The organism is Citrobacter sp. Cf118, from assembly GCF_030334095.1.
Classification (GTDB): domain Bacteria; phylum Pseudomonadota; class Gammaproteobacteria; order Enterobacterales; family Enterobacteriaceae; genus Citrobacter; species Citrobacter freundii.
The window spans coordinates 21,849-42,634 of sequence record NZ_JAOWES010000085.1; the positions used below are offsets into that span (position 1 = coordinate 21,849).

General features: G+C 51.8%; 22 protein-coding genes. 14 read left to right on the forward strand and 8 right to left on the reverse strand.

Annotated elements, in window-relative coordinates:
- The first annotated feature begins 104 nt into the window (after nucleotides 1-104).
- The 3 genes from holC (at nucleotide 105) to OGX67_RS13290 (ending at nucleotide 4,126) form a co-directional block, all read left to right on the forward strand.
- Complete coding sequence (gene holC, locus OGX67_RS13280) at nucleotides 105-548, forward strand: DNA polymerase III subunit chi (RefSeq protein WP_003025862.1); 444 nt, start codon at nucleotides 105-107, stop codon at nucleotides 546-548.
- Nucleotides 548-3,403, forward strand: a complete 2,856-nt coding sequence (locus tag OGX67_RS13285; RefSeq protein WP_257651285.1) for a valine--tRNA ligase — start codon at nucleotides 548-550, stop codon at nucleotides 3,401-3,403. The genes holC and OGX67_RS13285 overlap by 1 nt, the downstream gene beginning before the upstream one ends.
- Before the next feature lie 219 nt (nucleotides 3,404-3,622).
- The gene (locus tag OGX67_RS13290) at nucleotides 3,623-4,126 is read left to right on the forward strand and encodes a GNAT family N-acetyltransferase (protein ID WP_003025856.1); all 504 of its coding nucleotides are present in this window, start codon (nucleotides 3,623-3,625) and stop codon (nucleotides 4,124-4,126) included.
- Between the two features lie 26 nt (nucleotides 4,127-4,152).
- Here the strand turns inward: OGX67_RS13290 and OGX67_RS13295 are convergent, their stop codons facing one another.
- From OGX67_RS13295 to rraB, 3 genes are all read right to left on the reverse strand, one after another.
- Nucleotides 4,153-4,983 (reverse strand): topoisomerase II, encoded by an 831-nt coding sequence (locus OGX67_RS13295; RefSeq protein ID WP_257651286.1) that lies wholly within the window; start codon nucleotides 4,981-4,983, stop codon nucleotides 4,153-4,155.
- Nucleotides 4,984-5,147: 164 nt separating this feature from the next.
- Nucleotides 5,148-5,906 carry a tRNA isopentenyl-2-thiomethyl-A-37 hydroxylase MiaE gene (gene miaE, locus OGX67_RS13300; protein WP_071667033.1) on the reverse strand — a complete coding sequence of 253 codons (759 nt, stop codon included), beginning with the start codon at nucleotides 5,904-5,906 and terminating at the stop codon, nucleotides 5,148-5,150.
- 51 nt (nucleotides 5,907-5,957) lie between these two features.
- Entirely contained in the window at nucleotides 5,958-6,383 is a 426-nt protein-coding gene (gene rraB / locus OGX67_RS13305) for a ribonuclease E inhibitor RraB (RefSeq protein ID WP_003025845.1), read from the reverse strand.
- Between the two features lie 98 nt (nucleotides 6,384-6,481).
- Between rraB and argL the strand changes: the two genes are divergently transcribed.
- The gene (gene argL / locus OGX67_RS26975; protein WP_370766361.1) at nucleotides 6,482-6,577 is read left to right on the forward strand and encodes a putative translational regulatory protein ArgL; all 96 of its coding nucleotides are present in this window, start codon (nucleotides 6,482-6,484) and stop codon (nucleotides 6,575-6,577) included.
- On the forward strand, nucleotides 6,547-7,551 hold the full coding sequence (gene argF, locus OGX67_RS13310) for an ornithine carbamoyltransferase (protein WP_071667032.1): 1,005 nt from the start codon (nucleotides 6,547-6,549) through the stop codon (nucleotides 7,549-7,551). Before argL ends, argF (OGX67_RS13310) begins: the two co-directional genes overlap by 31 nt.
- A 106-nt stretch (nucleotides 7,552-7,657) precedes the next feature.
- Here the strand turns inward: argF (OGX67_RS13310) and OGX67_RS13315 are convergent, their stop codons facing one another.
- Entirely contained in the window at nucleotides 7,658-8,110 is a 453-nt protein-coding gene (locus OGX67_RS13315; RefSeq protein WP_003839618.1) for a YhcH/YjgK/YiaL family protein, read from the reverse strand.
- 672 nt (nucleotides 8,111-8,782) lie between these two features.
- Here OGX67_RS13315 and arcA point away from each other — a divergent pair.
- The 5 genes from arcA (at nucleotide 8,783) to OGX67_RS13340 (ending at nucleotide 14,090) form a co-directional block, all read left to right on the forward strand.
- Nucleotides 8,783-10,003: an arginine deiminase gene (gene arcA / locus OGX67_RS13320; RefSeq protein WP_003025834.1), complete on the forward strand. Its 1,221-nt coding sequence runs from the start codon at nucleotides 8,783-8,785 to the stop codon at nucleotides 10,001-10,003.
- 9 nt (nucleotides 10,004-10,012) lie between these two features.
- On the forward strand, nucleotides 10,013-10,945 hold the full coding sequence (gene arcC, locus OGX67_RS13325) for a carbamate kinase (protein ID WP_016149477.1): 933 nt from the start codon (nucleotides 10,013-10,015) through the stop codon (nucleotides 10,943-10,945).
- A 57-nt stretch (nucleotides 10,946-11,002) separates the two neighbouring features.
- Nucleotides 11,003-12,007: an ornithine carbamoyltransferase gene (gene argF, locus OGX67_RS13330; RefSeq protein WP_003025826.1), complete on the forward strand. Its 1,005-nt coding sequence runs from the start codon at nucleotides 11,003-11,005 to the stop codon at nucleotides 12,005-12,007.
- A 55-nt stretch (nucleotides 12,008-12,062) separates the two neighbouring features.
- Nucleotides 12,063-13,466: a YfcC family protein gene (locus OGX67_RS13335; RefSeq protein WP_138828136.1), complete on the forward strand. Its 1,404-nt coding sequence runs from the start codon at nucleotides 12,063-12,065 to the stop codon at nucleotides 13,464-13,466.
- Nucleotides 13,467-13,610: 144 nt separating this feature from the next.
- On the forward strand, nucleotides 13,611-14,090 hold the full coding sequence (locus OGX67_RS13340) for an arginine repressor (protein WP_003839609.1): 480 nt from the start codon (nucleotides 13,611-13,613) through the stop codon (nucleotides 14,088-14,090).
- Here OGX67_RS13340 and OGX67_RS13345 read toward each other — a convergent pair.
- Entirely contained in the window at nucleotides 14,087-14,209 is a 123-nt protein-coding gene (locus tag OGX67_RS13345; protein WP_085951582.1) for a hypothetical protein, read from the reverse strand. The two genes, OGX67_RS13340 and OGX67_RS13345, sit on opposite strands and share 4 nt — an antisense overlap.
- Here OGX67_RS13345 and pyrL point away from each other — a divergent pair.
- The 4 genes from pyrL to ridA all read left to right on the forward strand — a co-directional run bounded on the left by pyrL (nucleotide 14,189) and on the right by ridA (nucleotide 16,324).
- The gene (gene pyrL / locus OGX67_RS13350) at nucleotides 14,189-14,290 is read left to right on the forward strand and encodes a pyr operon leader peptide (RefSeq protein ID WP_003025819.1); all 102 of its coding nucleotides are present in this window, start codon (nucleotides 14,189-14,191) and stop codon (nucleotides 14,288-14,290) included. The two genes, OGX67_RS13345 and pyrL, sit on opposite strands and share 21 nt — an antisense overlap.
- A gap of 36 nt (nucleotides 14,291-14,326) precedes the next feature.
- Nucleotides 14,327-15,262, forward strand: coding sequence for an aspartate carbamoyltransferase (pyrB, locus tag OGX67_RS13355; RefSeq protein WP_003025818.1), 936 nt, complete (start codon nucleotides 14,327-14,329; stop codon nucleotides 15,260-15,262).
- Between the two features lie 13 nt (nucleotides 15,263-15,275).
- Entirely contained in the window at nucleotides 15,276-15,737 is a 462-nt protein-coding gene (gene pyrI, locus OGX67_RS13360) for an aspartate carbamoyltransferase regulatory subunit (RefSeq protein WP_003025816.1), read from the forward strand.
- 200 nt (nucleotides 15,738-15,937) lie between these two features.
- On the forward strand, nucleotides 15,938-16,324 hold the full coding sequence (ridA, locus tag OGX67_RS13365; RefSeq protein WP_000047544.1) for a 2-iminobutanoate/2-iminopropanoate deaminase: 387 nt from the start codon (nucleotides 15,938-15,940) through the stop codon (nucleotides 16,322-16,324).
- A 414-nt stretch (nucleotides 16,325-16,738) separates the two neighbouring features.
- On the opposite strand, the gene OGX67_RS13370 is transcribed toward ridA, so the two are convergent.
- The 3 genes from OGX67_RS13370 to mgtA form a co-directional block, all read right to left on the reverse strand.
- Complete coding sequence (locus OGX67_RS13370) at nucleotides 16,739-17,155, reverse strand: hypothetical protein (protein WP_286526635.1); 417 nt, start codon at nucleotides 17,153-17,155, stop codon at nucleotides 16,739-16,741.
- Complete coding sequence (locus OGX67_RS13375) at nucleotides 17,148-17,822, reverse strand: hypothetical protein (RefSeq protein WP_226999266.1); 675 nt, start codon at nucleotides 17,820-17,822, stop codon at nucleotides 17,148-17,150. The genes OGX67_RS13370 and OGX67_RS13375 overlap by 8 nt, the downstream gene beginning before the upstream one ends.
- A gap of 223 nt (nucleotides 17,823-18,045) precedes the next feature.
- Complete coding sequence (gene mgtA, locus OGX67_RS13380) at nucleotides 18,046-20,754, reverse strand: magnesium-translocating P-type ATPase (protein WP_071687245.1); 2,709 nt, start codon at nucleotides 20,752-20,754, stop codon at nucleotides 18,046-18,048.
- Nucleotides 20,755-20,786: the final 32 nt, after the last annotated feature.

Consider the following 20,786-nt stretch of genomic DNA (forward strand, 5'->3'; position numbering starts at 1 on the left):
AGTGCCATCCGGCAAAACGCCTGATGGCGGCGCTAATACGCCTTATCAGGCCTACGGTGTGCATCATGGCAACGCATTTAAATCCACCACAAGAAGCCCCATATATGAAGAATGCGACGTTCTATCTTCTGGACAACGACACACAACAAGATGGTTTAAGCGCCGTCGAGCAACTGGTGTGTGAAATTGCCGCAGAACGTTGGCGGGCTGGCAAGCGCGTGCTTATCGCCTGTGAAAACGAAAAGCAGGCTCTTCGACTGGATGAAGCCCTGTGGGCAAGACCGGCAGAAAGCTTTGTTCCGCATAATCTGGCGGGCGAAGGCCCCAGAGGCGGCGCGCCGGTAGAAATTGCCTGGCCGGAGAAACGCAATAGCAGCCCGCGCGACCTGCTCATCAGTTTGCGCGTTGGCTTTGCAGATTTTGCCACCGCTTTCACAGAAGTGATAGACTTCGTTCCTTACGAAGATTCTTTGAAACAATCGGCACGCGATCGCTACAAAGCTTACCGCGTGGCTGGTTTTAACCTGAATACGGCAACCTGGAAATAATGGAAAAGACATACAACCCACAAGATATCGAACAGCCGCTTTACGAGCACTGGGAAAAGCAGGGCTATTTCAAACCTAACGGCGATGAAAGCAAAGAGTCCTTCTGCATCATGATCCCGCCGCCGAACGTCACCGGCAGTTTGCATATGGGTCATGCTTTCCAGCAAACCATCATGGATACCATGATTCGCTACCAGCGCATGCAGGGTAAAAACACCCTGTGGCAGGCTGGTACCGACCACGCGGGTATCGCTACCCAGATGGTGGTTGAGCGTAAGATTGCCGCTGAAGAAGGTAAAACCCGTCATGACTACGGTCGCGAAGCGTTTATCGATAAAATTTGGCAGTGGAAAGCGGAATCCGGCGGCACCATTACCCGCCAGATGCGCCGTCTGGGCAACTCCGTTGACTGGGAGCGCGAGCGTTTCACTATGGACGAAGGTCTTTCCAATGCCGTGAAAGAAGTCTTTGTTCGCCTGTACAAAGAAGACCTGATTTACCGTGGCAAGCGTCTGGTCAACTGGGACCCGAAACTGCGCACCGCTATTTCTGACCTGGAAGTGGAAAACCGCGAGTCTAAAGGCTCGATGTGGCACATCCGCTATCCGCTGGCCGACGGCGCGAAAACCGCAGACGGTAAAGATTACCTGGTCGTGGCGACCACCCGTCCGGAAACCGTACTGGGCGATACCGGCGTAGCCGTCAACCCGGAAGATCCGCGCTATAAAGATCTGATCGGCAAATTCGTTATTCTGCCGCTGGTTGACCGCCGTATTCCGATCGTCGGCGACGAACACGCCGATATGGAAAAAGGTACCGGCTGCGTGAAGATCACCCCGGCACACGACTTTAACGACTACGAAGTCGGTCGTCGTCACGCCCTGCCAATGATCAACATCCTGACCTTTGATGGCGACATCCGCGAAACCGCGGAAGTGTATGACACCAAAGGCGAAGAGTCCGACGTTTACTCCAATGAAATCCCGGCTGAGTTCCAGAAGCTGGAACGCTTTGCCGCACGTAAAGCGATCGTCGCTGCCATCGATGCGCTGGGTCTGCTGGAAGAAATTAAACCGCACGACCTGACCGTCCCTTACGGCGACCGTGGCGGCGTGGTTATCGAGCCGATGCTGACCGACCAATGGTACGTTCGTGCTGACGTGCTGGCGAAACCGGCGGTTGAAGCGGTTGAAAACGGCGACATTCAGTTCGTACCGAAGCAGTACGAAAACATGTACTTCTCCTGGATGCGCGATATTCAGGACTGGTGTATTTCCCGTCAGCTGTGGTGGGGTCACCGTATCCCGGCATGGTATGACAACGACGGCAACGTATATGTTGGCCGTACCGAAGACGAAGTGCGTCAGGAAAACAACCTCGGCGCCGACGTTGCGCTGCGCCAGGACGAAGACGTTCTGGATACCTGGTTCTCCTCCGCGCTGTGGACCTTCTCTACCCTCGGCTGGCCGGAAAACACCGACGCGCTGCGTCAGTTCCACCCGACCAGCGTGATGGTTTCCGGCTTCGACATCATCTTCTTCTGGATTGCCCGCATGATCATGATGACCATGCACTTCATCAAAGATGAAAACGGCAAGCCGCAGGTTCCGTTTAAGACCGTCTACATGACCGGTCTGATTCGTGACGACGAAGGCCAGAAGATGTCCAAGTCCAAAGGTAACGTTATCGACCCGCTGGATATGGTCGACGGTATCTCACTGCCGGAGCTGCTGGAAAAACGCACCGGTAACATGATGCAGCCGCAGCTGGCTGAGAAGATTGCCAAACGTACCGAGAAGCAGTTCCCGGACGGCATCGAGCCGCACGGCACCGACGCCCTGCGTTTCACCCTGGCTGCGCTGGCCTCTACAGGCCGCGACATCAACTGGGATATGAAGCGTCTGGAAGGTTACCGTAACTTCTGTAACAAGCTGTGGAACGCCAGCCGCTTCGTGCTGATGAACACTGAAGGAAATGATTGCGGCTTCAACGGCGGCGAAATGACCCTGTCTCTGGCCGACCGCTGGATCCTCGCTGAATTCAACCAGACCATCAAAGCGTACCGCGAAGCGCTGGATAACTTCCGCTTCGATATCGCTGCGGGCATCCTGTACGAGTTCACCTGGAACCAGTTCTGCGACTGGTATCTGGAGCTGACCAAGCCGGTAATGACCGGAGGAACTGATGCTGAACTGCGCGGCACCCGTAATACGCTGGTCACCGTGCTGGAAGGTCTGCTGCGCCTGGCGCATCCGATCATTCCGTTCATCACCGAAACCATCTGGCAGCGTGTGAAGGTGATTTGTGGCAACACCGCAGATACCATCATGCTGCAGCCGTTCCCGGAATATAACGCGGCTCAGGTAGATGAAGCGGCGCTGGCCGATACCGAATGGCTGAAGCAGGCGATCGTTGCCGTACGTAATATTCGCGCGGAAATGAACATTGCCCCGGGCAAACCGCTGGAGCTGCTGCTGCGTGGTTGCAGCGCGGATGCGATGCGTCGTGTAAACGACAACAAGAGCTTCCTGCTTAACCTGGCGCGTCTGGAAAGCATCACCGTGCTGCCAGCCGATGACAAAGGTCCGGTCTCCGTGACCAAAATCATCGACGGCGCCGAGTTGCTGATCCCGATGGCTGGCCTCATCAACAAAGAAGATGAGCTGGCGCGTCTGGCGAAAGAAGTGGCGAAAATCGAAGGTGAGATTGCCCGTATCGAAGGCAAACTGTCTAACGAAGGTTTCGTTGCCCGCGCACCGGAAGCGGTCATCGCCAAAGAGCGTGAGAAGCTGGACGGTTACGCAGAAGCCAAAGCTAAGCTGATTGAACAGCAGGCAGTTATCGCCGCGCTGTAATCATCGTGCCTGTACGTTTGCCGGATGGCGCTTGCGCTTATCCGGCCTACGGGCACCGTCAACGTAGGTCGGATAAGTGTTGCGCATCCGACGCCGCAGACAATAAAAGCCTCTGACGCATATGCTCAGAGGCTTTTTATTGAATTATCCTCGCTTGCGCTTCCCCTCACCGCAGTGGTATTAACTGCATATGTCTCACTTTTATGTCATGAGTTCGCTATGAGTGCCATTACCTCCGTCGCGGCAACGCTGCGCCGAATTTCTGCCGATGATAACGCCGCAATTGCCCGCGTTATCCGCAAAGTTTCCGCTGAATACGGCCTGACCGCCGATAAAGGCTACACCGTTGCCGACCCTAATCTGGACGAATTGTTCCAGGTTTACAGCCAGCCGGGCGCGGCCTACTGGGTGGTTGAGCAAAACGGTGAAGTCGTGGGCGGCGGTGGTGTTGCACCGTTAGGATGTAGTGAACCAGACATTTGCGAGCTGCAAAAGATGTACTTCCTGTCGAGCGCGCGCGGTCAGGGGCTGGCGAAAAAACTGGCGCTGATGGCGCTTGAACATGCCCGTGAGCAAGGTTTCAAGCAGTGCTATCTTGAGACCACGGCGTTTCTGACTGAGGCAATCCGCCTGTATGAGCATTTAGGCTTTGAGCATATCAGCGAAGCGCTGGGCTGTACCGGGCACGTAGATTGTGAAGTGCGAATGTTAAAGCCCCTCTAACCTTACGCCGAGAGGCTTTAACCGCGTTACTGCATCTCGGCTGAGAGCATCAGTCGAATAACGCCAGCCGCACGAGCGGTTGGCAGCTTCAGCACCTGTGACCATAAATCTTGCACCATTTCACAGACGACTTTCTCTTTGCCCACGCCTTTACTCGGATCGGCCATGATTTGGATATCCGGTCCAAAGCGCTGTACCAGCCCCGGACTGATGGATTGCAGATCCTGAAGCGCCAACTGTTTTTCTTCCGCCGTAACCGTATGTTTGTTCGGGCCATAGGCCGCGTGCATCATACTCATGTCGCTGGCCATACGACGGTTCATGAGCTCGCGCGGAATAATACGCACCGGGTTAATCCCGCCTTTCACAGCCGGGAACAAAAAGCGAAAACATTCGTCATTACCCACTTTTGCCACCGCGGCAATCTGCTCGAGATTAATCTTCATATACTCGATCACGTTGGCATCAGGCGCCTGCTGCAAACGCGCCATCTGTACCTGTAGGATCTGCGGCTGAATAGCGTCGATAATCTGTTGCTCGCTTTTCCCCGCCTCTTTCAGCTGCGTTGCCTGGGTGAGGATGTTCTGCCACAGCGCTGGCTCCTGCTCCTTAAGCACCTGATAAACGGGCATGGACAGCATCGCGTTTTCAAATTTCTGCGCATCCGTCAGACCATAATCCGGGCTTTCGCGTGGGATCAGGTAGTGCACATCAAACAGATTCCACGCGATAATCGCCACCACAAAGACCACCGTGCCGGAGACCTTGCCCAGCCAGCCTTTTTTGCGAAACATGCCGACGACGATAGCAATCACCGCCCCGATATAACCTGCCAACAAAACGTGTGCCCAGTTCATTAACCATCCTTATGCCAAATCGTCTCTGTTACAGGGATATATTTCCCCTTCGATGTTTTGATTATTACGGCAGCAGCGAGCTATTTCCAGCCACCAGATTTTGCTAACAGAAACAGGAAGGATTAAACCGCGCGGCGATGGGCACCGCGCGTCAAAGAAAGGAACTAAGCTGGCACACCGCTGTGAAAGCGGAATTCATCGTCAGGAGAGGTAATCAACGCGGCTTCTACTTCGCCAAAAAACTGCACCCGGCTACTGATATCATCGGTTGAAACCTGCTGCGCCAGCGCCAGGTAATCCTGATAGTGCCGCGCCTCGGATCGCAGCAGCGACAGATAAAACGCCTGCAAATCGTTATCCAGATACGGTGCGAGCGCGGCGAACCGTTCACAGGAACGCGCCTCAATGTAAGCCCCGCAAATCAGTTTATCGATTAATGTCAGCGGCTCGTGGGTACGTACCTCTTTGAGCATGCCTTTGGCGTAACGGCTGGCGGTAATCTTAATATAGGGAATGTTGCGGCTCATCATCGCCTCACGCACCTGCCAGAAATGATGCAGTTCTTCTTTGATCAGCAAAACCATGCTGTCGATAAGCTTACGTCCCCACGGGTCGTCGGTTTGCGGCATCACGCTTTTGCTTATCTGTTTATTCAGCGCGATAAAATCCGGCTCATCCCCTTCTCTGAAAGCAAACGCTTCATAGGGTTTCAGCCAGTCCAGCAGCGCCTGAGATCCCTGTTTATCTGCGACATACTTACGCACCAGCAGCATCGCCGTTTGCGCCGCTTTCAGCTCACAGACGAGGTGGTCGGTCAATAACAGAGGCAGATTAGCCGGGTCTCGCGCTTTATCAAGCCAGGCCTGGGGCGTTTTACAGTGCAGGAAATTGTGAATCGGGGAGAGTATTTGCAGGTAATCCATACATTGTCCTTGGCCTGCGGCAGCCTGGGCTACCGCAGGTCAGTAGATGACTTAGTGACGCACGCCGTCATCATCTTCGTCGACGAGATCTTCATCGTCGCCGTCTTCACCTTCTTCGCCGTTCGGGTCTTCAAAATAGGTGCCCCAACCGTCGTATTCCACATCATATTTTTCAGCCAGGTTCATCAGTTGCTCAACCTGAGCATCGATCAACTCCGCATTCAGTGCACATTCGCTCAAAATGTCACAGCAAATAACCGTGTCGCCTTCTTCCACTTCCAGCTCTTCCGGCTCGGTCACTTCATAACCCAGCTTGAAGGCTTCTACTGCCGCTTTTTCCAGGGTTTCGAAGTCATCCGCGGAAAGGTGATGCTCAATGGTGTACAGCGCGTCTGGATCGCTGCCATCTTCGAGTAACTCTTCAATAATCAAGCGCGTTTCTTCACGCTGTTCTTCCAGTAGTTCCGGGTTTGCCATGGCTCGTTCCTCATAATGTCCTGCCGATACTCTTATTGTCACATACCGCTGTCATTGCCTCCACCTTTCCAGGAAAGATTTGTTAAACAAGGTTGCAAATGAATAAACATACATATAAATTGAATTTTAATTCAATAAATGGCCTAAGCCATGTGAGGGAACCATGTCTGCGTTTTATCATAAACATTTTTTGAAACTGCTTGATTTCACCTCTGCTGAACTCACGTCACTGCTCCAGCTCGCCGCGCAGCTAAAGGCAGATAAGAAAAACGGCACTGAAGTCGCAAAGCTCACCGGTAAAAACATCGCGCTCATCTTCGAAAAAGACTCAACCCGCACCCGTTGCTCTTTCGAAGTTGCCGCATACGACCAGGGTGCTCGCGTGACGTATCTCGGGCCAAGCGGCAGCCAGATTGGCCATAAAGAGTCGATCAAAGACACCGCCCGCGTGCTCGGCCGCATGTACGACGGTATTCAGTATCGGGGCCACGGCCAGGAGATTGTCGAGACGCTGGCGGAATATGCCGGAGTTCCGGTGTGGAACGGATTAACCAACGAGTTTCATCCCACCCAGCTGCTGGCGGATCTGTTAACTATGCAGGAACACCTGCCGGGTAAAGCGTTTAATGAGATGACGCTGGTCTACACCGGTGATGCCCGCAACAATATGGGCAATTCCATGCTGGAAGCCGCTGCGTTAACCGGGCTGGATCTGCGCCTGGTCGCACCGCAGGCCTGCTGGCCAGAGGAAAGTCTGGTTGCAGAGTGCAAAGCGCTGGCGCAGAAAAACGGCGGCAATATTACACTGACCGAAGATGTCGCCGCGGGCGTGAAAGGTGCGGACTTTATCTATACCGACGTCTGGGTATCAATGGGCGAAGCAAAAGAGAAGTGGGCCGAACGTATTGCGCTGCTGCGTAAGTATCAGGTTAATAGCGCGATGATGGCGTTGACCGGCAATCCACAGGTGAAATTCCTGCACTGCCTGCCGGCATTCCATGACGATCAAACCACGCTTGGCAAACAAATGGCACAGGAATATGGTCTGCACGGCGGCATGGAAGTGACCGATGAGGTCTTTGAATCCCCCGCCAGTATCGTATTTGATCAGGCGGAAAACCGGATGCACACCATCAAAGCGGTGATGGTGGCGACGCTGGCGAAGTGAGGGCATGGATGAAAAGAATGCCGGATGGCGATGCTAAGCATCTTATCCGGCCTACAACCGCGCTCCCGTAGACCGGGCAAGGCGAAGCCGCCCCCGGCAAATACGCTTATGCCACTTGCATTTTCACCACGGCTTTGCGTACCAGCGCTGGAGCACCGACCGCGCACAGCGGTTTATGCACTTCACCCGGATAGAACACCACGAAATCACCTTCGTTCAGCACCACCGTCTTCTCCTGTACCCCTTCCGGCAGGAAGGCGATATCTTTATCCGCCAGCCAGTCAGTTTCCGGCGCGCCTGCAGGCTGCGTGCTGAAGGTCATTCCTTCCTGGCCTTTGAGCAGGATCTGAATATCCAGATAGCGAGCGTGATATTCGGCGCGGCGCTGTGCAAACGGCTCCGTCATATCTTCGGCAATCAGATAAAACAGGCGATCGCCGTCAATGTCGTGCTTACCTTTTTCCGTCGCATCCGTCACATGCGCTTTAATGTGTTCAATTGCCTGACGCAGCTCTTCCGGCAGCCAGGCATCCAGGTTGTGAATATTGCCAACAATCATCTCAAACCCCTTAATTAAAACATCGTTTCATTTTAGTTGTTATACGAAAAAACGGCCTGCCATACTACTGCTATTTGCCGATATTTTGCGTCAACGCATGTTTATCGCTGATGGTGTTAAATAATTGCTAACTCTCAGCAACAGGTTATGCATAAACTTTGCATAACTTTCGGCCACCCTTTTTCAACCAGATCAGTAACCAACTGTTATTAAAAGTTTTATTAGAAAAACCAGCTATCAATCACAGTTCACCTCTCCTTCGCTATCCTTCTTCATCGTCATATTTATTTTGAAATGAACTTTACCGCGCAAATAATAAAATCATATATTCGCATAATAATTCACAACACAGAAAAAAGCACAAATAAATCAATGCATTAATTATATTACAGCACGCTAAAAGTGTACATAAAATTAACACCGATAAATAACAAGACATATTCCCGCGTAGTAATTCAATTATTCATATTTTTATTTTATTAATTCTCCGAGCCATATCATAAATTAAACATCAAAAGTCAAATATCGACCTGACTGTGAAATAAATCACGTTTCCTCATCAAATAAGATCTAAATATAGATTCTGAAATCAGCTGAAAAGTCATGACTGCAATAAATATTATTTGCAGGCACATCCTCTTTATTTTTTAAAATCGTATTAAAGGAATAATGATGGAAAAGCATTATGTCGGGTCTGAAATCGGTCAATTACGTAGCGTAATGCTACATCGCCCTAATCTCAGCTTAAAAAGGCTGACGCCATCAAATTGCCAGGAACTGCTTTTTGATGATGTTCTTTCGGTAGAACGTGCAGGAGAAGAGCATGACATTTTCGCCAACACGTTACGTCAGCAAGGGATTGAGGTTCTGTTACTCACTGATTTATTGACACAAACCTTAGATGTCCAAGATGCCAAAGACTGGTTGCTGGAGACACAAATCTCTGATTATCGCCTTGGCCCCGCTTTCGCCACGGATATTCGCGCCTGGCTTGCAGATATGCAGCATCGGGAACTCGCCCGGCATTTAAGCGGTGGGCTAACTTACGGAGAAATTCCTGCCTCCATCAAAAATATGGTGGTCGATACTCACGATATTAATGACTTTATTATGAAGCCATTACCAAACCACTTATTTACCCGCGACACCTCATGCTGGATATATAACGGTGTGTCAATTAACCCAATGGCAAAAACCGCGCGGCAAAGAGAAACCAATAACCTGCGGGCGATCTACCGTTGGCACCCTCAATTTGCTGATGGTGAATTTATTAAATATTTCGGCGATGAAAATATTAATTACGACCACGCCACATTAGAAGGTGGAGATGTGCTGGTCATTGGTCGCGGCGCGGTACTCATCGGTATGTCGGAACGCACCACGCCGCAGGGCATTGAATTCCTTGCCCAGTCTCTGTTTAAGCATCGCCAGGCTGAACGCGTCATCGCGGTTGAACTGCCGAAACATCGCTCCTGTATGCACCTCGATACCGTCATGACCCACATTGATATCGATACCTTCTCCGTCTACCCGGAAGTGGTACGCCCGGATGTCCAGTGCTGGACCCTGACGCCAGACGGGCGCGGCGGCTTGAAACGCACCCAGGAAAGTACTCTGGTACATGCCCTCGAAAAAGCGCTGGGCCTCGACCAAATCACGCTGATAACCACCGGAGGCGACGCCTTCGAAGCTGAACGCGAACAGTGGAATGACGCCAACAACGTCCTGACGCTACGCCCCGGTGTGGTCGTGGGCTACGAGCGCAACATCTGGACCAACGAGAAATACGACAAAGCAGGCATCACCGTTTTACCCATTCCTGGCGACGAACTTGGACGTGGACGCGGCGGCGCACGCTGCATGAGCTGCCCACTGGAACGCGACGGTATTTAAGGAAAAGTCATGGAAAACAAACCTACTCTGGTTGTGGCGTTGGGCGGCAATGCGCTGCTCAAACGCGGCGAGCCGCTGGAAGCTGACATCCAGCGCAAGAACATTGAGCTGGCGGCAAAAACTATCGCTCAGCTCACACAGCAATGGCGCGTGATTCTGGTGCACGGCAATGGCCCGCAGGTTGGACTCTTGGCGTTGCAAAACAGTGCGTATGCCAGCGTCACCCCCTATCCGCTAGACATTCTCGGCGCGGAAAGTCAGGGAATGATTGGCTATATGCTGCAACAGGCGCTGAAAAACCAGCTTCCACAGCGTGAAATTAGTGTGCTGCTGACTCAGGTTGAAGTCGATGCCCGCGATCCAGCCTTCAGCAATCCGACCAAATATATCGGACCGATTTACGACGACGCTCAGGCTAAAACGCTACACGCGGAAAAGGGCTGGATTTTCAAAGCCGATGGCAAAGCGTTCCGCCGCGTTGTGCCCTCTCCACAACCCAAACGTATCGTTGAAAGTGATGCCATTCGTACATTGATCGCCCGCGATCATCTGGTGATTTGCAACGGCGGAGGCGGCGTACCGGTGGTGGAAAAAGCCGATGGCTACCACGGCATTGAAGCGGTGATCGACAAGGATCTCTCCGCCGCCCTACTCGCCCGCCAACTCCATGCCGATGCGTTGCTGATCCTCACCGATGCTGATGCCGTGTACCTCGACTGGGGCAAACCTACCCAGCGCCCACTGTCCCAGGTCACCCCGGAACTGCTCGGTGAAATGCAATTCGACGCCGGTTCAATGGGCCCCAAAGTCACCGCCTGCGCGGAATTCGTCTCTCACTGTCGTGGGATTGCTGGCATCGGTTCACTGGCCGACGGCTCGGCCATTCTCGCCGGCGACAAAGGCACGCTAATTCGTCTCGAAACCACCGACGCTAACGCGTAGGACTTTTTTTTGCCGGATGACGGCTTCGCCTTATCCGGCCTACATAAGGACATTTTCATGACTGTTAACCTGAAAAATCGCAATTTTCTCAAACTGCTGGACTACACCCCGACGGAAATCCAGTACCTGATCGATCTGGCTATCGAGTTAAAAACGGCAAAAAAGGCCGGGCGCGAAAGACAGACGCTGGTCGGTAAAAATATCGCGCTGATCTTCGAAAAAACCTCAACCCGTACCCGCTGTGCCTTTGAAGTCGGCGCTTTCGATCAAGGCGCACAGGTGACCTATCTCGGCCCAAGTGGATCGCAGATCGGCCATAAAGAATCAATGAAAGATACTGCCCGCGTGCTAGGCCGCATGTACGACGGCATTGAATATCGCGGATACGGCCAGGACATTGTGGAGGAACTGGGGCAATTTGCCGGAGTTCCTGTTTGGAATGGACTGACAAATGAATTTCACCCCACCCAGATCCTCGCGGATCTGATGACCATGCTGGAACACGCCCCGGGTAAAACCTTGCCGGAACTGAGTTTCGCTTATCTCGGTGACGCCCGCAATAACATGGGTAATTCCCTGATGGTTGGCGCAGCGAAAATGGGGATGGATATCCGTCTGGTCGCACCTAAATCCTTCTGGCCTGACGAGGCGCTGGTTGCCGAATGCCGTGAAATTGCCAGCGTGACTGGCGCACGCATTACGCTCACAGAGGATGTTGAGGAAGGCGTATACGACGTCGATTTCCTCTACACCGATGTCTGGGTCTCTATGGGCGAACCCAAAGAAGCCTGGGCAGAACGCGTTAGCCTGATGACGCCCTATCAAATTAACCAGCGGGTCATCAACGCAACCGGTAACCCCAATGTGAAATTTATGCACTGTCTGCCCGCCTTCCATAACGAGCACACAAAGGTTGGACGTGAAATCGAAATGGCCTACGGCCTGAAAGGACTTGAAGTCACGGAAGAGGTTTTTGAGTCAGCTCATTCCATCGTCTTCGACGAAGCAGAGAACCGGATGCATACCATTAAAGCGGTAATGGTAGCGACCCTCGGCGACTAACCCCAGCGGGCGTATGTCGCCTGACGGCATATGCCCAAGCTATCCGGAGAACATCATGGGCAAATTCAAATTTCCCAGCGCATATACCATCCTGTTTATTCTCATTGCACTCGTCGCGGTTATGACCTGGATAGTCCCGGCAGGGAAATACCAGATGGCGATGAATGCTACTCTGGGCAAAGAAGTGCCAGTTGCCGGTACTTATGCCCCCACAGAGGCGCACCCGCAAGGTTTTACCGCTGTACTGCTGGCCCCGATTGACGGTCTTTACAACCACGAAACCTATACCGCAGGCGCAATTGATGTGGCGTTGTTTGTCCTGATTATTGGTGGGTTTCTCGGCGTAGTAAACAAAACAGGCGCCATCGACGCAGGTATCGAGCGCGTGACGGTCAGGTTGAACGGTAAAGAGGAGTGGATGATCCCCATTCTGATGGGACTTTTCGCCGCCGGAGGTACGATTTACGGGATGGCGGAGGAATCACTCCCTTTTTACACATTGCTGGTTCCGGTCATGATGGCCGCACGCTTTGATCCGTTGGTTGCCGCCGCCACCGTTCTGCTCGGCGCGGGCATTGGCACACTCGGCTCGACAATCAACCCTTTCGCAACGGTTATCGCGGCTAACGCCGCCGGGATCCCCTTCACCCAGGGAATGCTGATGCGCATTCTGCTGCTGATCGTCGGCTATGTTATCTGTGTGGTGTGGGTCATGCGTTATGCGCGCAAAGTCCGCAATCACCCGGAGTTGTCGATTGTGGCGGATAAAATGGAGGAAAACCGTGCGCATTTTCTCGGCAATCGCGGCAATACCAATCTTGAATTCACAGCCACGCGTAAGTGGATCCTGCTGATATTCGCCGCCGCCTTTGCGGTAATGATTTATGGCGTCGCGGTACTCGGATGGTGGATGGCAGAAATATCCGCAGTCTTTCTGGCTTCTGCCATTATCGTCGGCGTGATTGCCCGCATGAGTGAAGAAGCCTTCACCAGTACATTCATTGACGGTGCGCGGGATCTGCTTGGCGTGGCGCTGATTATCGGCATTGCACGCGGAATCGTGGTGGTGATGGACAACGGCATGATCACCCACACTATTTTGCACAGCGCCGAAAATTTAGTCTCCGGTCTGTCCACCACCATTTTCATCAATGTGACCTACTGGCTGGAAGTATTGCTCTCCTTCCTGGTCCCTTCCTCGTCTGGCCTGGCGGTGCTAACGATGCCCATTATGGCCCCGCTGGCCGACTTCGCGCATGTCCCCAGGGATCTGGTCGTCACCGCGTATCAATCCGCTTCCGGCATTGTGAATCTGATTACACCCACCTCAGCCGTCGTGATGGGTGGGTTAGCCATCGCCCGTGTTCCTTACGTGCGCTACCTGAAATGGGTCGCCCCGCTCCTGCTCATTTTGACGTTACTGAACATGGCCGTCCTGAGTATCGGCGCGATGTTGTAGCCCTTTTAGCCGTCGGATCCCGACGGCTTTTTTGAGCGCACTCTCGTTTTTCTGCGCAACCGCCCGTTTGAGCCGTTATTGATACTGCAAATGTGGTGAATTTCGCCATCACATTGATACAAATGATAAACTTAGGGTGTATTTATGAAGGAATTCGATGATTACTCGACCAAAGAGCAGAAACAATTGGCGATTTGTCAGCGCCTGATTAGCGAAAAAAGCTACCTTTCTCAGGAAGCGCTTCGCCGCGATCTCCAGCACCATGGTTTTACCGGAATTAGCCAGTCAACGGTATCCCGTCTGCTGAAACTGCTCGGGGCTATAAAAATAAGAAATACAAAAGGGCAAAAAATTTATTCTGTAAATCCGCAGTCGCGACCCGCTCCTGACGCTGCCCGATCGATTGCTGAAATGGTGGTCAGCGTTGAGCACAATAGCGAATTTATCCTCATCCACACGGCGGCAGGTTATGGCCGTGCCGTTGCCAGAATCCTCGATTACCACGCGTTACCAGAGATTCTGGGTGTCATCGCTGGCAGCAGTATTGTCTGGGTTGCACCGCGAGTTGTGCAGCGAACGGGGCTGGTGCACAAGCAGATTAACTATCTATTTAAAATGAATTAAAATTCATAAGAACCGTTTGCGGTGAATAAATTGTGCATTTTCCGCTTGATCCCATAACGGAGCTGAGTATAATCGCGGACAATTTGCCGGGAGGATGTATGGTTCAGTGTGTACGACATTTTGTCTTACCGCGTCTGAAAAAGGACGCTGGCCTGCCGTTTTTCTTTCCGTTGATCACCCATTCCGAGCCCCTCAATTGAGGGGCTTTTTTTTTGCCCAGGCGTCAGGAGATAAACATGGCTAACCCGCTCTATCAAAAACACATCATTTCCATAAACGACCTCAGCCGCGATGACCTCAATCTGGTCCTCGCGACGGCGGCGAAATTAAAAGCTAACCCACAGCCGGAGCTGTTAAAGCATAAGGTTATCGCCAGTTGCTTCTTTGAAGCGTCAACCCGCACCCGTTTATCCTTTGAAACCTCCATGCACCGCCTGGGCGCCAGCGTGGTGGGTTTTTCTGACAGCAGCAACACGTCGCTGGGCAAAAAAGGCGAAACCCTGGCCGATACCATTTCCGTCATCAGCACCTATGTCGACGCCATCGTCATGCGTCATCCGCAGGAAGGCGCCGCGCGTTTGGCTACGGAGTTCTCCGGTAACGTTCCGGTACTGAACGCAGGCGACGGCTCCAACCAACATCCCACCCAAACGCTGCTGGACCTGTTTACCATTCAGGAAACTCAGGGTCGCCTGGACAATCTGCACATCGCCATGGTGGGTGACCTGAAATATGGCCGTACCGTCCACTCCCTGACCCAGGCGCTGGCGAAGTTCGAAGGTAATCGCTTCTACTTTATCGCCCCGGACGCGCTGGCCATGCCGCAATACATTCTGGATATGCTGAATGAAAAAGGTATTGCCTGGAGCCTGCACGGCACCATCGAAGAAGTGATGGCGGAGGTCGATATCCTCTACATGACCCGCGTACAAAAAGAACGTCTGGACCCGTCCGAATACGCCAACGTGAAAGCACAGTTTGTCCTGCGCGCCAGCGATTTGAACGGCGCCAGAGCGAACATGAAGGTGCTGCATCCGCTGCCGCGCATCGATGAAATCACCACCGACGTCGATAAGACGCCGCACGCCTGGTATTTCCAGCAGGCTGGCAACGGCATCTTCGCCCGCCAGGCGTTACTGGCACTGGTACTGAATAGCGAACTGGCACTGTAAGGGAGAAAAAGAGATGACACACGATAACAAACTGCAGGTTGAAGCCATCAAACGTGGCACCGTGATTGACCATATTCCCGCACAGGTTGGTTTTAAGCTGCTGACGCTGTTCAAACTGACGGAAACCGACCAACGTATCACCATCGGTCTAAACCTGCCGTCTGGCGAGATGGGTCGTAAGGATCTGATTAAAATCGAAAACACGTTCCTGACCGACGAGCAGGTAAACCAGCTCTCCCTGTACGCCCCGCAGGCAACGGTAAACCGCATTGACGATTACGACGTGGTGGGTAAATCACGTCCGAGCCTGCCTGAGCGTATCGATAACGTGCTGGTTTGCCCGAACAGCAACTGCATCAGTCATGCTGAGCCGGTTTCTTCCAGTTTTGCAGTGAAAAAACGTGCCGATGACATCGCACTCAAATGCAAATACTGTGAAAAAGAGTTTTCGCATTATGTGGTGCTGGCCAACTAATTGGGGTTGGTTATGAGATCCCGGCTCCCGTTACACATAAGCATTCGCAATGCATCGAGGCGGCAAGTCCGATTATCACTGGGAGCATAGTAAACTATGTGACCAGGGTAAGAGGACGTAGCCAACGAAGAGGCAGTGTGAAGGATGACGTGTATAATGGGCGGGAACATTCTACTACCGCTGTAAATTCAGGAGAAATCATGAGCAAGACTATCGCGACGGAAAATGCACCAGCAGCAATCGGCCCATATGTTCAGGGCGTTGACCTGGGTAGCATGGTAATCACTTCCGGTCAGATCCCGGTCGATCCGAAAACCGGTGCCGTAGCGGAAGACGTATCCGCTCAGGCACGTCAGTCGCTGGAAAACGTAAAAGCTATCGTTGAAGCAGCAGGCCTGAAAGTGGGCGACATCGTAAAAACGACCGTTTTCGTTAAAGACCTGAACGATTTCGCCACCGTAAACGCGACCTACGAAGCATTCTTCACCGAGCACAACGCGACCTTCCCGGCGCGTTCTTGCGTAGAAGTTGCCCGTCTGCCGAAAGACGTGAAAATCGAGATTGAAGCGATCGCCGTTCGTCGCTAAGTCTTATTAGAGAGCCCTGCTCTGGCAGGGTTCCTTACGCGTTGTTTTTTCACAAGCAATCTCTAACTGGAAAACTCAGCTCTCTGCCCTTGTTCGTTACGCTAACTGATTTATTCTCAATTTTTTTAAAATTCCAGTGATACAATTTCATTGTTCTTTTTTTCTGTGAATCTATATTTTTTGAAAAACAAACTCGACCTAATAGCCAATTAGCTTTTGAGCTATAAACATTAGCCTTGAGAACGTAGATACTATCATCATCTATCTTCTCTAAAGTATATATCACGCCATTATAAATTTTGAAGCTAACAAGCTTATTATAACGACCGACTGAATCGATTAAAAAAATGCAAATCAACAAAATACCAATTAACATGATAATTTTTATTCTGCATCGTTGTAAAGCAAACTTCATCAGTTCGGCCCCCATGAAAAGAGATAACCGGATGAACCAATAATAGCTTTATTTCCTGCCTGACACTCAATCGCTCCCCACTTCTCACTGGCCAAACGCAGCTCATGCTCATGACCGATTATGTTGTAAATATACCTGTAAGGCTGAAAGGAGTTATCAATTGGAGTATTTACTTCTCTTAATATAATGTTTCCAGCCGATTTTTCCAGGTAAACATATAAGCCATGCCACGAGATATTTTCCGCATAATGGATACTGGTATCATCATTACGGCACCATTGCACAACCAGAAGTTGATAGCTTTCACGTATGGGAGCACAACAAGCCAAAACAACATAAATCATATAGAGAAAAGCGCAGAATGTAGCAACACTGAGAATTCTTCCCAGAAACAAAGAGCATCGATGCTCAGTCATGCCATTTCACCTCTGATTCAATGGTACCAAAAATATTGTACTCTCTGGCAAGGCATTCCTGATGAAATCTGCCCATGAAATCATCACTAACCGGAATAACACTACCTAAACGAACCTCAGAATTTGCGACAGTAACATTCCAGTTATACCTGTCAAAAAACTTAAACTGAAATGTCAAATCATAACTACATAATCTACTACCATTGCTCATCGTATTTTTATACTTATCTTCAGTAATTAATACCTGTCCTTTGCCCCAATATTGATATCCACCAATAGCATAAAAAAGATCTGGATCGCTGGAAATAAAATCATCTGTACTAACAGACTCAGAAGTAAAAAAATGCTGCCCTGGTGATAAATTTCGACAAAATACTTTCGCCTCATTCAACTCACTTACATAATTATCTCTTAACTGATTTGATTTGCTCATCAGGTCGAATAAATTAATATGTACATCTTCACCAGTGTTTTGCAGATAATGTAATAAATGGTCCCGAGCAACGGGATAACGATATTTTAAATAAAAGCTACCCTCGACCAATTGCTCTAAGTAACATTTATAGTGATATAATTGTTCAGAAAAGTGACCAGCACCACACCATTCACCACTCCCAGCATCTATAATATATTCAGGATCTTCTTTTCCCAATATATAATTTGACATAATCATTCCCTGTAAATAATTAACATACTCTGATGTTAACATTTACAATGTACCCTCTTCTGTTGAAGGGCATTAGCAATTCCATAATTCAGAATAAATTTAGAAGAATTGAACAGGCAAAACCAAAACCTGTTGCTGACCACCTCCATAGGAGATGGTTTTTATGCAGATCCAGAAATGCCGAATGGCTTCGTGAACGCCATCCGGCAGAGAAATAAAAAGATTACTGCCAGCCGTAGCGGCGGCTATAAAAACCTTTCACAAGCTGGGTTAATGTCATGTAACCCGCCAGAATCGCAATCAGCCACGGGAAGTAGCTCAGCGGCAGCGCCTGCAATTGCAGATAGCTGGCCAGCGGCGAGAACGGTAATGCAATGCCCACCACCATTACCACCAGCGTCATCAGCATCAGCGGCCATGCGGCGCGGCTTTGGATGAACGGCACGCGACGGGTACGGATCATATGCACAATCAGCGTTTGCGACAGCAGGCCCACCACGAACCAGCCAGACTGGAACAATGTCTGATGTTCAGGCGTATTGGCATGGAAGACGAACCACATCAGGCAGAAAGTCAGAATGTCAAAGATCGAGCTGATCGGTCCAAAGAAGATCATAAAGCGGCCCAACTCGGCGGGATTCCAGCGCTGCGGCTTTTTGATCTGCTCTTCGTCGACGTTATCAAACGGAATCGCCACCTGGGATACATCGTACAGCAGGTTCTGAATCAGTAAGTGCAGCGGCAACATCGGCAGGAACGGCAAGAAGGCGCTCGCCACCAGCACGCTAAACACATTACCGAAGTTAGAACTGGCCGTCATTTTGATGTACTTCAGCATGTTAGAGAAGGTACGGCGTCCTTCGATTACCCCTTCTTCCAGCACCATCAGGCTCTTTTCCAGCAGGATGATATCAGCCGCTTCACGTGCAATATCAACCGCGCCGTCAACGGAGATACCAATGTCCGCCGCGCGCAGCGCCGGAGCGTCGTTAATGCCATCCCCCATAAAGCCGACCACATGACCTTCACGCTTGAGCAGCGTGACAATACGCTCTTTGTGCATTGGTGTCAGGCGGGCAAACAGCGTGGTGCGCTGGGCAAGCGTTGCCAGCTCGTCGTCACTTAACCCCTCAATGCTACTACCGATAACCACATCGCCCGCATCCAGCCCCACTTCATGACACACTTTCGCCGCCACCAGCTCGCTATCGCCCGTCAGAATTTTCACCGTAATACCGCTGGCTTTCAGCGCCTTAAGCGCCGGTGCGGTGGTCTCTTTCGGCGGATCGAGGAACGCGATATAGCCTTCGAGGATCAGATCGGATTCGTCAATACGCTGGTAATCACCTTCACGCGCTGGCAGGTATTTCGTCGCCACCGCCACCACGCGCAGCCCCTGGCGGTTCAGCGTGTCCGTGACGCGTTTCACCCGACGCAGCATGTTGTCATCTAACGGGACTATCTCGCCGTTGTGACGCACCTGGGTACACACGCTGAGGATCTCCTGTAGTGCCCCTTTACAGACCAACTGGTGCACATCGGTTTCTTCTGCCACCACCACCGACATGCGGCGACGTTCGAAATCAAACGGGATCTCATCGATTTTTTGCCAGCGGGTAGAGAGACGGCGGGCGGATTCTTCGTCCACGCCTTCCAGTACTGCCGTATCCAGCAGATTCTTCAGCCCGGTCTGGTAGTGGCTGTTCAGCCACGCAGAATGCAGGACGTGTTCGCTGGGCTTTCCAGATATATCAGTATGATTCTCCAGCACTATTTTATCTTGTGTCAGTGTGCCGGTTTTATCGGTGCACAGAATATCCATCGCGCCAAAGTTCTGGATAGCGTCGAGGTGTTTAACGATAACCTTTTGTTTTGACAGCTTCACCGCCCCACGCGCCAGCGTCGAGGTGACGATCATCGGCAGCATTTCTGGAGTCAGTCCCACCGCCACAGACAGCGCAAACAGCGCCGCTTCCCACCAGTCACCTTTGGTATAACCGTTGATGATCAGCACAATCGGCGCCATCACCAGCATAAAGCGGATCAGCAGCATGCTGACGCGGCTGATCCCTTTCTGGAAGGCATTCTGCTCGCTTTCCTGCTCGCTGACGCGGCCCGCCAGTTGCCCGAACCAGGTATTGGCCCCGGTCGCAATCACGATGGCCTGCGCCGTGCCGCTCACCACATTGGTGCCCATAAAGCACAGGGTATCGCATTCCAGCGGGTTGCTTTGCTGCGGGTCGCGGCTGGTTGCAACTTTCTCTACCGGCAGCGATTCACCGGTCAGCGAAGCCTGAGCCACAAACAGGTCACGAGCCTGTACCACGCGCAGATCGGCCGGGATCATATCCCCTGCCGCCAGTTTGATAATATCGCCAGGAACCAACTGATCGATCGGCAGTTCAACCCAACCGTTCTCCCCTTTCTCGTTGATAACGCGCAGCACCGTGGCGGTGTTGCTGACCATCGCTTTCAACGCATCCGCCGCTTTGGTGGAACGCGCCTCCTGCACAAAATTCAGCAGCGTCGAGATGGCGACCATCAGAGCGATGACGCCAGCAGCGAACAGATCCTCGGTGGCATAGGAAATCGCACCAAGGATAGTCAGCAGAATATTAAACGGGTTGCGGTAGCAGACCCACAGATGCACCCACCAGGGCGACGGCTTCTGCGCCGGCAACTGGTTTTCGCCATAGATTTCGCGAGCGTTCTCGACTTCTGCGGCGTTCAACCCTTCTGGGTGCGCGCCGAACGTTTTCCACAGCGCGGCTTCGTCCATCAGCGCCATTTTCAGGCAATGTTCGCTCAGCGAGGGTGGGATCGGCGTGCTGGCAACGGTTTGCGCATTGGGTAGCGGATCGCGATGCACCAGACGATGCGGTAGATGGCGGTTTAGCCGGGCAAATAGCTGGCGAGTAATATTTTTGAACATAGGCAGTCCCCCTGCACCAGTATAAACAGGCG

What these genes read in the sequence shown, in the direction of transcription:
- pyrB (WP_003025818.1), top strand. Translation starts at nt 14,327, where the DNA reads ATGGCTAACCCGCTCTATCAAAAACACATCATTTCCATAAACGACCTC.
- OGX67_RS13335 (WP_138828136.1), top strand. Translation starts at nt 12,063, where the DNA reads ATGGGCAAATTCAAATTTCCCAGCGCATATACCATCCTGTTTATTCTC.
- OGX67_RS13285 (WP_257651285.1), top strand. Translation starts at nt 548, where the DNA reads ATGGAAAAGACATACAACCCACAAGATATCGAACAGCCGCTTTACGAG.
- OGX67_RS13315 (WP_003839618.1), bottom strand. Translation starts at nt 8,110, where the DNA reads ATGATTGTTGGCAATATTCACAACCTGGATGCCTGGCTGCCGGAAGAG.
- rraB (WP_003025845.1), bottom strand. Translation starts at nt 6,383, where the DNA reads ATGGCAAACCCGGAACTACTGGAAGAACAGCGTGAAGAAACGCGCTTG.
- holC (WP_003025862.1), top strand. Translation starts at nt 105, where the DNA reads ATGAAGAATGCGACGTTCTATCTTCTGGACAACGACACACAACAAGAT.
- OGX67_RS13345 (WP_085951582.1), bottom strand. Translation starts at nt 14,209, where the DNA reads ATGTCGTACACACTGAACCATACATCCTCCCGGCAAATTGTCCGCGAT.
- miaE (WP_071667033.1), bottom strand. Translation starts at nt 5,906, where the DNA reads ATGGATTACCTGCAAATACTCTCCCCGATTCACAATTTCCTGCACTGT.
- OGX67_RS13375 (WP_226999266.1), bottom strand. Translation starts at nt 17,822, where the DNA reads ATGTCAAATTATATATTGGGAAAAGAAGATCCTGAATATATTATAGAT.
- OGX67_RS13370 (WP_286526635.1), bottom strand. Translation starts at nt 17,155, where the DNA reads ATGACTGAGCATCGATGCTCTTTGTTTCTGGGAAGAATTCTCAGTGTT.
- argF (WP_003025826.1), top strand. Translation starts at nt 11,003, where the DNA reads ATGACTGTTAACCTGAAAAATCGCAATTTTCTCAAACTGCTGGACTAC.
- ridA (WP_000047544.1), top strand. Translation starts at nt 15,938, where the DNA reads ATGAGCAAGACTATCGCGACGGAAAATGCACCAGCAGCAATCGGCCCA.
- argL (WP_370766361.1), top strand. Translation starts at nt 6,482, where the DNA reads ATGAATAAACATACATATAAATTGAATTTTAATTCAATAAATGGCCTA.
- pyrI (WP_003025816.1), top strand. Translation starts at nt 15,276, where the DNA reads ATGACACACGATAACAAACTGCAGGTTGAAGCCATCAAACGTGGCACC.
- mgtA (WP_071687245.1), bottom strand. Translation starts at nt 20,754, where the DNA reads ATGTTCAAAAATATTACTCGCCAGCTATTTGCCCGGCTAAACCGCCAT.
- OGX67_RS13290 (WP_003025856.1), top strand. Translation starts at nt 3,623, where the DNA reads ATGAGTGCCATTACCTCCGTCGCGGCAACGCTGCGCCGAATTTCTGCC.
- arcA (WP_003025834.1), top strand. Translation starts at nt 8,783, where the DNA reads ATGGAAAAGCATTATGTCGGGTCTGAAATCGGTCAATTACGTAGCGTA.
- OGX67_RS13295 (WP_257651286.1), bottom strand. Translation starts at nt 4,983, where the DNA reads ATGAACTGGGCACACGTTTTGTTGGCAGGTTATATCGGGGCGGTGATT.
- argF (WP_071667032.1), top strand. Translation starts at nt 6,547, where the DNA reads ATGTCTGCGTTTTATCATAAACATTTTTTGAAACTGCTTGATTTCACC.
- OGX67_RS13340 (WP_003839609.1), top strand. Translation starts at nt 13,611, where the DNA reads ATGAAGGAATTCGATGATTACTCGACCAAAGAGCAGAAACAATTGGCG.
- arcC (WP_016149477.1), top strand. Translation starts at nt 10,013, where the DNA reads ATGGAAAACAAACCTACTCTGGTTGTGGCGTTGGGCGGCAATGCGCTG.
- pyrL (WP_003025819.1), top strand. Translation starts at nt 14,189, where the DNA reads ATGGTTCAGTGTGTACGACATTTTGTCTTACCGCGTCTGAAAAAGGAC.